The 14,603-nt window shown below is 67.4% G+C and carries 15 protein-coding genes; 7 read left to right on the top strand and 8 right to left on the bottom strand.

Annotated elements, in window-relative coordinates:
- Nucleotides 1–189 precede the first annotated feature (189 nt).
- Entirely contained in the window at nt 190–2,397 is a 2,208-nt protein-coding gene (gene uvrD, locus F817_RS0105755; protein ID WP_024326753.1) for a DNA helicase II, read from the top strand.
- A gap of 330 nt (nt 2,398–2,727) precedes the next feature.
- Here uvrD and F817_RS0105750 read toward each other — a convergent pair whose 3' ends face one another.
- Nucleotides 2,728–3,258 carry a DsrE family protein gene (locus F817_RS0105750; protein WP_024326752.1) on the bottom strand — a complete coding sequence of 177 codons (531 nt, stop codon included), beginning with the start codon at nt 3,256–3,258 and terminating at the stop codon, nt 2,728–2,730.
- Between the two features lie 168 nt (nt 3,259–3,426).
- On the opposite strand from F817_RS0105750, the gene rpsT reads away from it, so the two are divergent.
- Nucleotides 3,427–3,696: a 30S ribosomal protein S20 gene (gene rpsT / locus F817_RS0105745; RefSeq protein ID WP_024326751.1), complete on the top strand. Its 270-nt coding sequence runs from the start codon at nt 3,427–3,429 to the stop codon at nt 3,694–3,696.
- Between the two features lie 153 nt (nt 3,697–3,849).
- Here rpsT and ggt read toward each other — a convergent pair whose 3' ends face one another.
- The 3 genes from ggt to coaD are packed head-to-tail and all read right to left on the bottom strand — an operon-like array spanning nt 3,850 to nt 6,342.
- Nucleotides 3,850–5,559, bottom strand: coding sequence for a gamma-glutamyltransferase (gene ggt / locus F817_RS0105740; protein WP_024326750.1), 1,710 nt, complete (start codon nt 5,557–5,559; stop codon nt 3,850–3,852).
- An 8-nt stretch (nt 5,560–5,567) separates the two neighbouring features.
- A complete protein-coding gene (locus F817_RS0105735; RefSeq protein WP_024326749.1) occupies nt 5,568–5,819 on the bottom strand; it encodes a YfhL family 4Fe-4S dicluster ferredoxin in 252 nt (83 codons plus the stop codon).
- A 34-nt stretch (nt 5,820–5,853) separates the two neighbouring features.
- Nucleotides 5,854–6,342, bottom strand: a complete 489-nt coding sequence (coaD, locus tag F817_RS0105730) for a pantetheine-phosphate adenylyltransferase (protein ID WP_024326748.1) — start codon at nt 6,340–6,342, stop codon at nt 5,854–5,856.
- A 104-nt stretch (nt 6,343–6,446) separates the two neighbouring features.
- On the opposite strand from coaD, the gene F817_RS0105725 reads away from it, so the two are divergent.
- Nucleotides 6,447–6,671, top strand: a complete 225-nt coding sequence (locus tag F817_RS0105725) for a hypothetical protein (RefSeq protein WP_024326747.1) — start codon at nt 6,447–6,449, stop codon at nt 6,669–6,671.
- A 107-nt stretch (nt 6,672–6,778) separates the two neighbouring features.
- Here F817_RS0105725 and F817_RS0105720 read toward each other — a convergent pair whose 3' ends face one another.
- From F817_RS0105720 to F817_RS0105710, 3 genes are all read right to left on the bottom strand, one after another.
- Nucleotides 6,779–7,804, bottom strand: coding sequence for a PA2778 family cysteine peptidase (locus F817_RS0105720; protein WP_024326746.1), 1,026 nt, complete (start codon nt 7,802–7,804; stop codon nt 6,779–6,781).
- A 292-nt stretch (nt 7,805–8,096) separates the two neighbouring features.
- Nucleotides 8,097–8,519: a PA2779 family protein gene (locus F817_RS0105715; protein WP_024326745.1), complete on the bottom strand. Its 423-nt coding sequence runs from the start codon at nt 8,517–8,519 to the stop codon at nt 8,097–8,099.
- Nucleotides 8,520–8,620: 101 nt separating this feature from the next.
- Nucleotides 8,621–9,058, bottom strand: coding sequence for a hypothetical protein (locus F817_RS0105710; protein WP_024326744.1), 438 nt, complete (start codon nt 9,056–9,058; stop codon nt 8,621–8,623).
- A 156-nt stretch (nt 9,059–9,214) separates the two neighbouring features.
- Here F817_RS0105710 and F817_RS14115 point away from each other — a divergent pair, with 156 nt between their 5' ends.
- Nucleotides 9,215–9,454 carry a GDCCVxC domain-containing (seleno)protein gene (locus tag F817_RS14115; RefSeq protein ID WP_024326743.1) on the top strand — a complete coding sequence of 80 codons (240 nt, stop codon included), beginning with the start codon at nt 9,215–9,217 and terminating at the stop codon, nt 9,452–9,454.
- Nucleotides 9,455–9,727: 273 nt separating this feature from the next.
- Here F817_RS14115 and F817_RS0105700 read toward each other — a convergent pair whose 3' ends face one another.
- On the bottom strand, nt 9,728–10,996 hold the full coding sequence (locus F817_RS0105700) for a 6-phosphofructokinase (protein WP_024326742.1): 1,269 nt from the start codon (nt 10,994–10,996) through the stop codon (nt 9,728–9,730).
- A 140-nt stretch (nt 10,997–11,136) separates the two neighbouring features.
- Between F817_RS0105700 and F817_RS0105695 the strand changes: the two genes are divergently transcribed.
- The 3 genes from F817_RS0105695 (at nt 11,137) to chrA (ending at nt 14,597) form a co-directional block, all read left to right on the top strand.
- A complete protein-coding gene (locus tag F817_RS0105695) occupies nt 11,137–12,150 on the top strand; it encodes a class 1 fructose-bisphosphatase (protein WP_024326741.1) in 1,014 nt (337 codons plus the stop codon).
- Nucleotides 12,151–12,276: 126 nt separating this feature from the next.
- A complete protein-coding gene (locus tag F817_RS0105690) occupies nt 12,277–13,248 on the top strand; it encodes a chromate resistance protein ChrB domain-containing protein (protein ID WP_024326740.1) in 972 nt (323 codons plus the stop codon).
- Nucleotides 13,245–14,597, top strand: a complete 1,353-nt coding sequence (gene chrA, locus F817_RS0105685; protein ID WP_024326739.1) for a chromate efflux transporter — start codon at nt 13,245–13,247, stop codon at nt 14,595–14,597. The genes F817_RS0105690 and chrA overlap by 4 nt, the downstream gene beginning before the upstream one ends.
- Nucleotides 14,598–14,603: the final 6 nt, after the last annotated feature.

Genomic DNA, 14,603 nt, shown 5'->3' with positions numbered 1-14,603 from the left:
CTGATGCGCCTACCCTTGTGACTCCGTCGACGCGCGAGGTTCCTCGGGATTTCCCCGGGGAAACACTGATCAATGTACACACTCGCGTCGACACGAGCTGGCTTCGAGAGTAGCGCGTTTGCAGGGCCGAAGGCACACGGACCGGGTGCGGAACGTGCGATTCCGGCCGGGTTTCCCTACCATTCGCGCATGGATGTCTCCCCCCTGCTCGATTCCCTCAACCCGGCCCAGCGCGAGGCCGTGGCCGCCCCGCCGCATCCGGTGCTGGTCCTGGCCGGCGCCGGCTCCGGCAAGACCCGCGTGCTGGTGCACCGCATCGCCTGGCTGATTGGCGTCGAGGGCGTGGCGCCGCACAGCCTGCTGGCGGTCACTTTTACCAACAAGGCGGCGGCCGAGATGCGCGGGCGCATCGAGTCGTTGCTGGGGCACCCGGCCACCGGGCTGTGGGTCGGGACCTTCCATGGCCTCGCCCACCGCCTGCTGCGCCAGCACTGGCAGGAGGCGAAGCTGCCGCAGGCCTTCCAGATCCTCGACTCCGATGACCAGCTGCGCATGGTCAAGCGCGTGCTGCGAGCCCTGGAGCTGGACGAGTCGCGCTGGCCGCCCAAGCAGGCGCAGTGGTACATCAACGCGCGCAAGGACGAGGGCTCGCGCCCGGAACACCTGCCGGATACCGGCGACCCGGTCGCCCGCCAGTGGGTACGCGTCTACACCACCTACCAGCAGGCCTGCGAGCGCGCCGGTGTGGTGGACTTCGCCGAGCTGATGCTGCGCTCACTGGAACTGCTGCGCGACAACAAGGCCCTGCTAGAGCACTACCGCACGCGCTTTCGCCACGTGCTGGTCGACGAATTCCAGGACACCAACGACATCCAGTACGGCTGGCTGCGCCTGCTCGCCGGGGACAGTCCGGTGTTCGCCGTGGGCGACGACGACCAGTCGATCTACGGCTGGCGCGGCGCGAAGATCGAGAACATCCAGCACTTCCAGAAGGACTACCCGGGCACCCAGGTCGTGCGCCTGGAGCAGAACTACCGCTCCAGCGCCAACATCCTGAACGCCGCCAACGCCCTGATCCGGCACAACTCCGGCCGCCTGGGCAAGGAGCTGTGGACCGAGGGCCACGAAGGCGCACCGGTCCGCCTGTACACCGCGCTGAACGAGCAGGAAGAGGCGCGCTTCATCGCCGAGACCATCGCCCGCCACGTGGACCAGGGCGGGCTGTACCGCGAATGCGCGGTGCTGTATCGCTCCAATGCCCAGTCACGCGTGCTGGAAGAGACCTTCATCGGCCGGCGCATGCCCTACCGGGTCTACGGCGGCCTGCGCTTCTTCGAGCGCCAGGAGATCCGCGATGCCCTGGCCTACCTGCGCCTGGCCGGCAACGGCGATGACGATGCCGCCTTCCTGCGCGTGGTCAACCAGCCCCCGCGCGGGATCGGCGAGAAGACCCTGGAGGGCCTGCGCCAGGCCGCCCAGGCAGCCGACACCAGCCTGCTGCAGGCCGCCGCCCACGCGGTGGACGCCGACGCCCTGCCCGGGCGCGCGCGCACCGCGGTCGCCGGGTTCGTGCAGCTGGTCCGCACCCTGCAGCAGGAGCTCCCGCGCCAGCCGCTGGCCGATCAGGTGGAACAGGCGATCGAGCGCGCGCAGTTGCGCGAGCACTACAAAAAGGAAAAGGGCGAGCGTGGCGAGGCACGGCTGGAAAACCTGGACGAGCTGGTAGGGGCCGCGCGCGCCTTCGACATGAGCAGCACCGCCGAGAGCGAGGAAGGCGAGGGCAATCGCCTGACCGAATTCCTCGCCCACGCCGCGCTGGAGGCCGGCGAGGGTGCGGCCGACCCGCACGAGGACGCGGTGCAGATGATGACCCTGCACTCGGCCAAGGGCCTGGAGTTTCCGCTGGTGTTCCTGACCGGCATGGAGGAGGGCCTGTTCCCCAACGCCCGCTCGCTGGAAGAGCCGGGGCGACTGGAGGAGGAGCGCCGCCTGGCCTATGTCGGCATGACCCGCGCCGAACAGGAGCTGTACCTGATCCATGCCGAAACGCGGCGGCTGTATGGACGCGAGTCCTACAATGTCGCCTCGCGCTTCATCAACGAGATCCCCGAGGGCGCGCTGGAAGTGCTGCGCCCGCAGGCCTCGCCGTATGGCGCGGGCCGCTTTGCCGCGGCCCGGAACAAGACGGCGGGCTTCGGGGCCATGGATGCACAGGCCGCCGAGGCCTCTGCGGCGGGCCTGGCGATCGGCGCACGGGTGCACCACGCGAAGTTCGGCGAGGGCCTGATCACCCAGTTCGAGGGTTCCGGCAACTCGGCCCGGGTCCAGGTGAACTTCGCCCACGCCGGCTCCAAATGGCTGGTGCTGAGCTTCGCCAAGCTGGAGGTCCTGGGTTAGGCTTTTTTCACCACAGAGGGCACGGAGAAGGGCCAGGGCGATTTACAGGAAGGTGGGGAGACAGGAAGAGAAGGGCTGGATTAATGGGGCTGGCATTGTGAGCGAGTAGGATGTGATGAGCACTGCGAATCGCATCGTGTCGCGGCCCGGGGCCTCCCGGTTCCGGATGGATGCGTTTCGCTGCGCTCAACCGCATCCTACTTTATTACCGTTTTCTCTGTGCCCTCTGTGGTGCAAACGCCCTTGACCGCCTTCGTATCTTCGAACGCTTCGTGTTGCCACAAAAAGCCCCGCCGAGGCGGGGCTTGTGACCATCAAGCCGAACGGCGATCACTCGATCTTGATGTAGGCGAAGCCTTCCTCGTTCTGCAGCTCGGCCACGCGCACCACACCCGAGGGCACGAAGTTGACGTGGTCATAGATCAGGTCCTCGTCCAGACCGATCTGCGAGCGGGTGATCTCGCACAGCTCGAGCTTCACGCCGTGGGTGCTGGCGAGGCTCATCAGGCGACCGCGCAGTGTCTCGCGCTCTTCCTTGAGTTCCTCGTCGGCCTCGAACGGGGTGTCGGCGAGGTCGTCATCGGTCAGGAAGCGGATGCCGTGCGCCACGAACACGATGCGCACATCGGCATCGATAAACTCGTTCTGGTAGTGCGTCATCATGTTGTTGATGCTGGTCAGCATCGCGGAGAAGCGGCGCGGATCGGCAAAGTCGGCGTGATAGACCACCTTGGCCTCCGGCTCGAAGGCCTTGGCCTGCGGCATGAAGGCCAGACTGGCCAGCAGCAACGCGGTCAGTAACAGGCCGATACCGGCGCCGGTGACGTGGCGGCGGGTGTTTTCGGGGGATACGGGGAACATGGGAGCCTCCTTTGGCCTTTTTCGTGGGTCTTTCTCTTACACACTAGACGGATTGGCCGGCCGGGACCATCCGTAACGGCATCATCCTTCCGGTTGACCCGGGGACTGCTATTTCGGTATGCTCGCCGCCTTTTCCGGAACCTAGCGATTCAACGCGAGGGAAGTACTTTGGCGAATATTGCTTCTGCCCGTAAGCGGGCCCGTCAGGCGGTCAAGAACCGCGCTCACAACATGGCGTTGCGCTCCCGATTCCGCTCGGCCCTGAAGGCCGTGCTGAAGCCGCTGCACAAGGGCGACGCCCAGGCGGCTGCCGAGGCCTACAAGGCGGCCGTGCCGGTGATCGACAAGACCGTGAGCAAGGGCCTGGTCCACAAGAACAAGGCGGCCCGCCACAAGAGCCGCCTGAACGCCCGCATCCGCGCCGCGGCCCAGGGCTAAGCCCCGGGCCCCGGGCCGGCCTCGCGCCGGCCGCGGTCAAGGTGAGTCGCAAGGCCGCGCCCCGGTTATGGGGCGCGGCCTTTTGTGTGGGCGCTATTCATGCCGACTGGCATTTCGGCGCCGGGGCCGCGCCACCCTGGTGCCGGCGCCCTCTCAGGGCTCGATAACCCGGGCCTCGCCCTCGCCACGTGGATCGGACGCCGCCTCCAGGCGGTCGGCATCGCGTTCCCACAGGATCGCGTGCATGTCGCCGAACGGGCGCACCTGCGGGACCAGCTGATGCCCGCGGGAGACCAGCTGGCCGCGCAGTTCGGCATCGAACGCCCCGGTCTCGTGTTCCACCCGGTCGGGCAGGTACTGGTGGTGATAGCGTGGCGCCGCGACCACGTCCTCGATGGTCTGGCCCTCGAGCACCCCGAAAATGCCGTGCAGCACCATGGTAATGATGCGGCTGCCCCCCGGGGTGCCCAGGATCGCCACACGCCCGCCGGTCTCGACAAAGGTCGGGCTCATGCTCGACAGCGGCCTTCGCTGCGGGGCGATGGCGTTGGCCTCGAAGCCCACCAGTCCGTAGGCGTTCGGCTCGCCCGGCTTGGCCGAGAAGTCATCCATCTCGTTATTCAGCAGCACGCCCGTGCCCGGCACCACATAGCCGGAGCCGAACGGGTAGTTGAGTGTGAGGGTCGCCGCGACCCGATTGCCGTCGGCGTCGATCACCGAAAAGTGCGTGGTCTCCCGGCTCTCGGCCGGCGCGACATCGGGGCGTTCCGCCTGCGGCTCCACCGACAATGGCAGGTAGCGGCTGGGGGTGGCCGTATCCGGGTGGATCGTGGTCCGCAACCCGGCCGCGTAATCACGCGACAGCAACCGCTCCAGCGGCATGTCGACATGATCCGGGTCGCCCAGGTATTCGGCGCGGTCACGGTAGGCGCGGCGCATGGCCTCGATGGTCAGATGGGCGCGCATGTCCGGCGCCAGCGCCTCGAGGTCGTAGAACGACAGGATGTTCAGGATCTGGCCGAGGGCGACGCCTCCGGAGGACGGTGGCGATGCCGTGGTGATCTCGGCGCCGCGATAGTCGAGGCGGACGGGATCGCGCTCGACCACCGCGTAGCCGGCCAGGTCCTCGAGCGTCCATATTCCGCCGGCCTCGCGCACCCCTTCCACCAGGCGTTCCGCCAGTTCGCCGGTGTAGAAGCCGTCGCGGCCGGCATCCGCCAGTCGCCGCAGGGTCGCGGCGAGATCCGGCTGGCGCAGGGACGCGCCCTCGTCCGGCAGACGACCATTGTCCAGGTAGATGTCGCGCGCGCCGGCGCCATCGCGCAGGGCCTGATGACGAAAACCCGCCATCTGCAGGTAGCGCCCGCTGACCGGAACGCCGTCCTCGGCCAGGCGGATCGCCGGGGCCAGGCTGTCCGCCAGGGACAGTCGCCCGTAAGTGCCGGCAATGTGATCGATTCCCGCTGGCATGCCGGGGATTCCGGCCGCGAGCACGCCATCCAGCGACAGGCCGTCGATCACTTCGCCGTCCGCATCCAGATACATGTCGCGGTCGGCCGCCGCGGGGGCGGTCTCGCGGGCATCGACCATCACGCTGCGCCCGGTTCCGGCCTCGTGCAGCAGGAAGAACCCGCCGCCGCCGAGACCGGAGCCATAGGGCTCGGCCACGCCCAGCGCGGCGGTGATGGCGACCGCTGCATCGAAGGCATTGCCACCGTTGCGCAACACGACCTCGCCCGCCTCGGTAGCGGCCGGGTGGGCGGTTGCCACCGCGTGCTGGCCGGGCCCGGCAAAGGCCAGCGGCGCCGCCAGCGTCAGGGTGACAAGGACCGCGCCGTGCAGCAGGGGGCGATGCCAGTCCATGCGGAGCCCTACTTCGCGGCCATCAGGGCTTCGTACTTGGCCATCAGCTGCTCGCGCGTCTCCTTGTGATCCGGGTCCATCGGGATGCAGTCCACCGGGCAGACATCCTGGCACTGCGGCTCGTCAAAATGACCGACGCACTCGGTACACAGGTTGGGGTCGATCTCGTAGATCTCGTCCCCCGGATAGATGGCCTCGTTCGGGCACTCGGGTTCGCACACATCGCAGTTGATGCATTCGTCGGTGATCATCAGGGCCATGGGGGGGTTCCTCGTATCCAGTCGCGGGGCCCGGCTAGCGAGCGACGCCGTTTTGTTCGGCCAGCATGCGTGCCACGCCGGGGCTCACGAATTTTGAGACGTCTCCGCCCAGTCGGGCGATTTCCCGTACCAGACTCGAGGAGACGAAGCTGTATTCCTCGGCCGGCGTCAGGAACAACGTTTCGACCTCCGGCGCAAGCTGACGGTTCATCGCCGCGAGCTGGAATTCATGTTCGAAGTCGGACACGGCGCGCAGGCCGCGGAGGATCACGTTGGCCCGCTGTGCGTGGACAAAATGCGCCAGCAGGACATCGAACCCCTGCACCTCCACACCCGGAATCTCCCCCACGGCCTCGCGGGCCAGGGCCACGCGGGTCTCCAGCGGAAACGCGGGCCCCTTGTTCGGGTTCGCGGCCACCGCGATCACCACCCGATCGAACAACCGGGCGGCACGGCGCACGATGTCGGTGTGCCCGTGGGTAATCGGGTCGAAGGTGCCAGGGTAGATGGCGGTAACGGACATGGGCGAAAGGCCGGCCGGGAAAGGCCCCATTAGACCGCAAGCACCGCGACCAGACAAAATACGGCCCACGCATGCCGCGACCCGCTCCAATCAAGGACTGCCCGATGAGTGACGACTACCGCCCCCCGCTCGCCGACTACTGGGACCAGCTCGAGTCCCGCTACGGTGGCGGCTTCAACTTTCACCAGATCTCGCGCGACGAACTGGCGCAGCTGGTGGAGCACCTGCGCCACGCGGTGAAGGACGACCCGCAGGTCACGGATGTGGAAAAGCAGAACCTGGGTCTGGTGCTCAAGCACGCCGAACAGACGCTCGAAAAACGCAAATAGGGTTCGTCACTGCAATCCCGGGCGCGGCGAGACGAAGCCGCGCGGTGCAACAACAAGTCCCAGCCCCTGACCGCTCGGCGCATCGCATCGCGACACGCCATGACGGCTCAGCGGACACCCGCCTCGAGTACGGTGGCGCAGGGCGGCAACGCGCGACACTCGGCGCCGCCGTCCGCCGCTTCCGCCGCGGCACCGAGGGTGCGGGCATAGGCACCCGGTCCCGCGAGACCGGCCGCGCAACTCGCCGCCTCGCGCGCCTGTTCACCGCATTCCCGGGCGATCAGCACATGCGCCAGGTTGTTCCAGCCCTCGTGGCGCGCCGGATCGCGCTCAACGAGCGTCCGCAGGGCGTCCTCGGCCGTGGACAGGTCGCCCTGGGCAAACGCTACATTGGCCCGGCCGACATAGGGGATCGGCTCGTCCGGCCAACGCTCCATCGCCGTCTCGTAACCGGTGGCCGCCGCCGCGAACCGCCCGGTCTGTTCCAGCTCGTTGACCGCCCGCAACCAGCGCAGCGGAGTGGCCGTTGCCGGCAGGGTGTCCGGCGCCATCACCAGGAAGGCCCAGCGCTCCCCGCGTGCCCAGGTCCGCTCGAAGCGCGCGAAGGCGTTCACGTGACGCTGGATGGGGCCGCTGCGCAGGAAGATCTCCCGATCGTCCAGGTCATAGCCGATGACGACCGCAAAGTGCCATTCGGGAATCAGGGCGACTCCGAGGTTCTGGAACACCACGACCGGGTTGCCCGCGGCCACCTCGCGCAGGATCGACTCGAGCTGCGGCTCGATGCGGTAGGCGACCTGGTCGCGCGCGCGCACCGCCGCCCGCATCTCGGCCTGCAGGCTGCCCTCGCGGGCGGGGATGTAGACCTCGTCGATGAGGTCATCCAGCGCGGCGTCGATGCCCCGGGCATTCAGGGCGGTGGCCAGCGCGGCGGGGCCGCACTGGTACTGCTCCTGGGGAAAGAAGGGGGTGTCGGTCAGCTCCACGCGCGCCGGCAGGTCCGCCGGACGCTCGCTGGCCAGGCCCGCGCTCTGCGGCGCGGTCGCGCAACCACCCAGGCCGAGTGCGGCGAGCCCCAGACCGCAAACAAGAACGGCGAGCCCGAGGGCTCGCCGTCGACTCATCGATTTCATGGCCGGGCCAGGGAACCACTGATCAATGTACACGCTCGCGTTGGCACCCCTGGTTTTCCGAGACAAGACGCGTCGTGCAGCGGGTAGTGGTTCTACCCGCAAGCGGCGCAACGCAGGATCGGGGAACCCGGGGTGCCAACCCCACAATCCATTGAAAAGCAGGGGCTCGGCCGCTTTTACGTGGGAACGGCGTTGCGGCTCCTTTGTGCAGAATGACTGCACGGCAGTCACCGCGCCTTGTTCGCACGCAAAAGCGACTCGAGCGCGAGCGGGTACATTGACCAGTGTTTCCCTAGCGGCTGCCGCGCGCCGGACCCACGAACGAGAAGACGTCGGTCACGCCCACCGCATCGAGGATCACGAACACCACGAACACGATGGCGACCACGCCGAGGGCGCTGGCGGCACCGGCCGGATCGGTCTCCATGTGTGCCTCCAGCCGGGCCAGTTCCTCGTCGGTCAGGCGGGCCACGCGCTGCTCGGCGCGCTCGGGGTCGACGCCCATTTCGACCAGCTGAGCGCGAACCTCGGCATCATTCAGCTGTTCCAGCAGCTGGGCGCGGGTGTCGTCCGCGCTGGCCTGCTGGATCATGCTGCCGGTATCCAGCATGCCCACGCCGGCGAATGCCGGGGTGGCGGGTAGCAGGGTCAGGGCCAGCGCGACCAGAAAAGCCGCGGGAGCGGACAGGGCTAGACGGAACGAATGTACGCGCATGGGCAACTCCTTGAACCGGGTAGGTGACTCCTTCAAGTGTAGCGCGCCCGCGCCGCAAAGCGACCGGCCGCGACGCAAAATCGCGGCCGGAATCACAGCCCTCAGCCTTCGTCCGGGGCGTCGATCACGTTGACCTCGTACTCCAGCACCTCGACACCACGCGCCCAGGCGCCCCCGCACACGGAGTTGTCACGCGTGCGTTCCTGGGTCTCGCCCGGCCCAAGGGTGCGCCACACGCGAGTGGTGGTCCGCACGTCGTCTTCCAGCTCGCCCGGGCAGTTGTAGGCGGTCTTGGTAACGCGCACCTCCAGCCAGTCGTCGGTATTGTTGGTGGCACGCCACTGGCCACGAACGTTGGCACAGCCGTATTCGCGCATGCGGTATTCGAAGGTGACCTCGTCCGGGGAGCCGTCCGCCGGGGCGAAATAGGCCCCCTGCGCGGCCACCTGGCCGGGGGCCAGGAATGCCGCCGCAAGGACGCTGGCGGCCGAGAATGCAAGCGTGCGGTTCAGGATTCGCGTGTACATCGTTTCCTCCATCCGGTATCCGGTGTTTGCACCCGTCTTGCGCGGGCTTTGCATTGTCATAGACTCCGGAACGGTCGATTTTGTGCCGATCCCGGTTGCCCGGTGGGGTCTTTCGTTGCCCCGACCGGAGTGATGTCATTCATCTTCGCAAAGGGAGCTGAAACGCACATGAACGAGATCGTGCCGGAATCCACCCTGACCTGTCCGGAATGCGGACATCAAAAGTCCGAGACCATGCCCGTCGACGCCTGCCAGTGGTTCTACGAGTGCGCCGGATGTGGCGCCCTGCTGAAACCGCTGCCCGGGGACTGCTGCGTGTTCTGCTCCTACGGCAGCGTCCCCTGTCCGCCCATTCAGCGGGAAGGACCAGGGGGCTGCTGCGCGTCCTCAGAAGCCGGACCGGCGTAACCGCTGCGCTCGTACAGGGCCTGCGGGAGGCCCTGGCACCGAGGTCCGCGCCCGGCGGGGTGGCTGGGAGCAACGCCATCGCCGTGCATGACCGGCCCGCCGCGCCGCGCCGCGCCGCACGAGCCTGTGTGACGGCATTACCTTCGTCTGGGGGGAGTGCGCGCCTGCCGGGCATCCGGACGACCTGAGGCTGGTCGAGTCGGATACCGTCGCGCGCCCGTTTTTCGCGTTTCAACGGACCTGGCTGGACGCCGGGTCCGGCTCAAGCAGGAATCACGAGTCGGCCTTGACCTCGAACGGCGGGCAGCGCTTCGGCAACAGCTCGCCGCGAATGCGCGGGTAGCAGGGCAGGCCCCGCTCGAACGGGGGGGTGTCCTCGCCCTGGATCAGCGGGCGCAGGTAGTCGCGCGCGGCCTGGGTAATCCCGTAGCCATCCGGGGTGATGTACTCGCGCGGCATGCCCTGCTCGATGTCGGCCACCGTTTCCAGCGGAGTAAAGGCGATGCTCCAGCGGTAGGGATCATTGGAGTCGCGCCGGATGATCGGCATGAAGGCATCCTCTCCGGCCACGACACCCTCCACCGCCGCCCGGCCACAGCCATAGGCCTGCTCCACGTCCACCTTCGACGCGATATGCCGCGAGGCGCGCTGGATATAGTCCACCACCGCCCAGTGCAGTTTGTGTCCGGTCTGTTCGCGGATCAGCTCGGCCAGGCGCGGGGCGGCGCCACCGAGCTGGGTGTAGGCATACACATCATGGCTCTGCGCCACCGAGAACAGCGTGCCGTCCGGGTTCTTCAGGCCCTCGGACACGACGACCACGCAGTACCCGTGTCGCTCGATTGTCCGGTTGAGGTGGTCGATAAAATCGTCCCGGTCGAACGGGGTCTCGGCGAACAGGATCAGCATCGGTGGCTGGCCGTCGAACTCCTGCGCCAGTGCGGCGGCGGCCGCAAGCCAGCCGGCATGGCGACCCATCACCTCCATCACGAACACCTTGGTGGAACTGGTGTGCATGGACTCGACATCCAGGCTGGCCTCGCGCACGGCCGTGGCGATGAACTTGGCGGCCGAGCCAAAACCGGGGCTGGAATCGGTCACGGCAAGGTCGTTGTCGATGGTCTTGGGCACGCCGATCGCCTTGATCGGAAAGCCCATGCGGTCCCCCATCTTCGCGATCTTCAGCGCGGTATCCATCGAGCCCCCACCGCCGTTGTAGAAGAAGGTGCCGATGTCATGGGCGCGGAAGACCTCGACCAGGCGCTCGTACTGTTCCGAATCCTTGTCGGGGTCGCCCAGATCGAAACGGCAGGAGCCGAACGCCCCGCCCGGCGTATGCCGCAGCGCGGCCAAGGTCAGCGGATCCTCCTGGTCCAGGTCGATGATCTCCTCGCGCAGCACGCCGAGGATGCCATCGCGCGCCGCGTAGACCTTGCCGAAATGCGCCGGGTGGGCGCGCACGGCCTCGATCACCCCCCAGGCGCTGGCGTTGATGACGGCGGTCACCCCACCCGACTGGGCATACAGCGCGTTCTGCGGCATGGAAAACCTCTCCTTTTGTGTATGGACGCGCCAAGGCGGTTTGGCGCTTTTGCTACACTACGCCGTCTTTTACCCGGCGCGGCGGCAGCCCAGACCTCTCGATCGCGCGGAATTCATCCACTATCAAGGCTACTAGCATCATGCATATCGGAACCACTCTGACCAACTGCATCATCGAAACCCAGCGCGGGATCCAGGGCGCGACCGGCGAATTCACCGGTCTGCTGAACGATATCTCCGTGGCCTGCAAGAAGATCTCCAACCTCGTCGACAAGGGCGACCTGGTCGGCGTTCTCGGCTCCGCCGGCTCCGAGAACGTGCAGGGCGAGACCCAGAAGAAGCTCGACATCATCACCAACGAGGTGTTCATCGAGAGCCTGAGCCATAACGGCCACGCCGCCGGCCTCGCCTCCGAGGAGATGGACGAGATCTGCGAGATGCCGGCCAACGAGCCGCGCGGGCACTACCTGGTCCTGTTCGATCCGCTGGATGGCTCCTCCAACATCGACGTGAACGTGTCCGTCGGCACCATCTTCTCCATCCTGAAGGCACCGGAAGGGGTCACCGACCCGAAGACCGAGGACTTCCTGCAGCCGGGCACCAAGCAGGTCGCCGCCGGCTACTGCCTGTACGGCCCGTCCACCATGATGGTGATGACCACCGGCCAGGGCGTGAAGATGTTCACCCTGGACAAGGACTTCGGCGAGTTCCTGCTGACCAAGGACAGCGTCCAGATCCCGGAGGACACCCAGGAGTTCGCGATCAACATGTCCAACAGCCGCTTCTGGGAGGCCCCGGTCAAGCGCTACATCGACGAATGCCTGGCGGGCAAGGAAGGCGAGCGCGGCAAGGACTTCAACATGCGCTGGGTGGCCTCCATGGTGGCCGAGGTGCACCGCATCCTGTCGCGGGGTGGCGTGTTCCTGTATCCGATGGACACCAAGATGCAGGCCAAGGGCACGGCCGGCAAGCTGCGCCTGATGTACGAGGCCAACCCGATGAGCTTCATCGTCGAGCAGGCCGGCGGTGCCTCCACCACCGGGCGCGAGCGCATCATGGACATCAGCCCCGAGGGCATCCACCAGCGCGTGCCGGTGGTCCTGGGCGCGAAGAACGAGGTGGAGCGGATCACCCGCTACCACAACGAGGGCTGAACACCCCCCCTTCCGCGCCGGTCACCCGGCGCACCCGAAAGGCCCGGCCCCGCAAGGCGCCGGGCCTTTTTGTGCGCATGTTCCACGTATTTGTAATGTACGTTACATCGATGATACATAAATAACATGCATATGCAAGATACCGAATGGCAGGTACTCATCCTCGCCTTTCAGGCCGGGCAGGACTCGACCCGGGTCCGGCTGTGGCGGGCGCTCAAGGCGCTGGGCGCCGCCACGCTGCGCGATGGGGTCTACCTGCTGCCCAACCGCTCGGACCTGCGCGACGCCCTGCTGGAACTGGCCGAGTCGGCACGCGTGGCGGGCAACCAGGCCTACCACCTGCCGGTCGCCGCGAATCCCGAGGAGCAAGCGCATTACCACAGCCTGTTCGACCGGGACACGGACTACCGGGCGTTGCAAAAAAACGCCGAAACCCTGCTGGGGCAGCTGCCCGGGCTGGGCGAGTCCGAGCTGCTCAAACGCCTGCGCCAGATCCATCGCGAGGCCGACCAGTTGCGCCGTACCGACTACTTCCCGGGCCCCGGGCGCGCGCCACTGGAGGCGCAGCTGGCCCGCCTGGAGACCGCCGCCCAGGCAGTCCTGTCGCCAGACGAGCCCTCGCCCGAACCCGACGCGGGCATCCCCAGGCTGGAGCCGGCGGACTACCGGGGCCGACTGTGGGCGACGCGCGCGGCGATGTGGGTCGACCGGGTCGCCAGTGCCTGGCTGATCCGCGAATTCATCGACCCCGAGGCGCGTTTTGTCTGGCTGGCGGCCCCGGCCGATTGCCCGGACGAGGCGCTGGGCTTCGATTTCGACGGCGCCGCGTTCACCCACGTCGGCGATCGAGTCACCTTCGAGGTCCTGCTGGCGGCGTTCGGCCTGGAATGCGACAGCGGCCTCGCCGGGCTGGCCGAGATGGTGCACTTCCTGGACGTGGGCGGACGCCCCGTCGCCGAGGCCGCGGGCTTCGAGAGCATCCTGACCGGGGCGAAGCAGCAGTGCGCAGATGACGATGCCCTGCTGGCCCGCGTCACGCCGGTACTGCACGACCTGCGCCAGGCCTTTGAACAACAATCCGGACGCGACCCCGCATGACCGGCCCCGATACCTCGACCCCGCAACGACCCAGCCCGCCCACTCGGGCCGAGGCCTTTCGCTACTGGCTCAAGCTCGGATTTGTCTCGTTCGGTGGGGCCGCCGGGCAGATCGGGATGATGCACGAGGAGCTGGTGGAACGGCGGCGCTGGGTCTCCGAGAACCGCTTCCTGCACGCGCTGAACTATGCGATGGTCCTGCCCGGCCCGGAGGCGCAGCAGCTGGCGACCTATCTCGGCTGGCTGCTGCACGGCACCTTCGGCGGCCTGATGGCCGGGCTGCTGTTCATCCTGCCTTCACTGTTCCTGATCACCGGGCTGTCCTGGGTGTACCTGGCCTTCGGCGACGTGCCGGCGGTGGAGGCTGTGTTCTACGGCATCAAGCCGGCCGTGGTCGCGATCATCGTCTATGCCGGCTGGCGCATCGGCGGACGTGTCCTGAACAACGGCCTGCTATGGCTGATGGCCGTGGCGGCGTTCCTGGCGATCTTCGCGCTCAACATCCCGTTCCCGTACATCATCATCGCCGCGGGCGTGCTCGGCTGGCTGGGCAGCCGGGTCTGGCCGGAGCGCTTCCGCAGCGGCGAATCGCACAGCGCCGGCAGCCACAAGGCGACGGGGCCGGCCGTGGTGGATGACGACACCCCACCCGCGCCCTGGATGCAGTTTCGCTGGTCGCGGGTGATCCGCTTCCTCTTGGTCGGCCTGGGCCTGTGGGCCGCGGTGTTCGGTCTGCTGCTCACGGTATTTGGCTGGGACGCCACGCTGACCCGCATGGGCCAGTTCTTCACCCAGACCGCCCTGGTGACCTTCGGCGGCGCCTACGCGGTGCTGCCGTATGTATATCAGGGCGGGGTAGAGACCTACGGCTGGCTGAGCCCGACCCAGATGATCGACGGGCTCGCACTGGGCGAGGCCACGCCGGGGCCGCTGATCATGGTGGTCACCTTCGTCGGCTTCATCGGCGGCTGGACCCAGGCCTTCCTCGGCCCCGATCAGGTGTTGCTCGCTGCCTTGCTCGGCGCGCTGGTCGCGACCTTCTTCACCTTCCTGCCGTCGTTCCTGTTCATCCTGGTGGGCGCGCCCCTGGTCGAGCGCACCCGGGGCGACCTGCATTTCACCGGACCGCTGACCGGCATTACCGCGGCCGTGGTCGGGGTGATCGTGAACCTGGCCGTGTTCTTTACCTGGCACGTCCTGTGGCCCGCCGGCTTCGAGGGCAGCTTCGAGTGGTTCTCGGCCCTGCTGGGCGTCGCCGCCTTTATTGCCCTGGCCCGTTTCCGGGTGGGCATCATCCCGCTGATCTTCGTCTGCGCCGTGCTCGGCGCGGGGTATCAGCTTCTGTTGTAGGAGTCC

The organism is Thioalkalivibrio sp. AKL19, assembly GCF_000420165.1.
Lineage (GTDB): Bacteria > Pseudomonadota > Gammaproteobacteria > Ectothiorhodospirales > Ectothiorhodospiraceae > Thioalkalivibrio.
Note: the sequence above shows the minus strand (reverse complement) of the source record. Positions and strands in the feature narration are given on the sequence as shown.

Bases quoted from the DNA above. Each gene is read 5' to 3' on its own strand.
- uvrD (WP_024326753.1), top strand. From the start codon at position 190: ATGGATGTCTCCCCCCTGCTCGATTCCCTCAACCCGGCCCAGCGCGAG.
- F817_RS0105750 (WP_024326752.1), bottom strand. From the start codon at position 3,258: ATGTTCCCCGTATCCCCCGAAAACACCCGCCGCCACGTCACCGGCGCC.
- ggt (WP_024326750.1), bottom strand. From the start codon at position 5,559: ATGGACTGGCATCGCCCCCTGCTGCACGGCGCGGTCCTTGTCACCCTG.
- F817_RS0105735 (WP_024326749.1), bottom strand. From the start codon at position 5,819: ATGGCCCTGATGATCACCGACGAATGCATCAACTGCGATGTGTGCGAA.
- coaD (WP_024326748.1), bottom strand. From the start codon at position 6,342: ATGTCCGTTACCGCCATCTACCCTGGCACCTTCGACCCGATTACCCAC.
- F817_RS0105725 (WP_024326747.1), top strand. From the start codon at position 6,447: ATGAGTGACGACTACCGCCCCCCGCTCGCCGACTACTGGGACCAGCTC.
- F817_RS0105720 (WP_024326746.1), bottom strand. From the start codon at position 7,804: ATGAAATCGATGAGTCGACGGCGAGCCCTCGGGCTCGCCGTTCTTGTT.
- F817_RS0105715 (WP_024326745.1), bottom strand. From the start codon at position 8,519: ATGCGCGTACATTCGTTCCGTCTAGCCCTGTCCGCTCCCGCGGCTTTT.
- F817_RS0105710 (WP_024326744.1), bottom strand. From the start codon at position 9,058: ATGGAGGAAACGATGTACACGCGAATCCTGAACCGCACGCTTGCATTC.
- F817_RS14115 (WP_024326743.1), top strand. From the start codon at position 9,215: ATGAACGAGATCGTGCCGGAATCCACCCTGACCTGTCCGGAATGCGGA.
- F817_RS0105700 (WP_024326742.1), bottom strand. From the start codon at position 10,996: ATGCCGCAGAACGCGCTGTATGCCCAGTCGGGTGGGGTGACCGCCGTC.
- F817_RS0105695 (WP_024326741.1), top strand. From the start codon at position 11,137: ATGCATATCGGAACCACTCTGACCAACTGCATCATCGAAACCCAGCGC.
- F817_RS0105690 (WP_024326740.1), top strand. From the start codon at position 12,277: ATGCATATGCAAGATACCGAATGGCAGGTACTCATCCTCGCCTTTCAG.
- chrA (WP_024326739.1), top strand. From the start codon at position 13,245: ATGACCGGCCCCGATACCTCGACCCCGCAACGACCCAGCCCGCCCACT.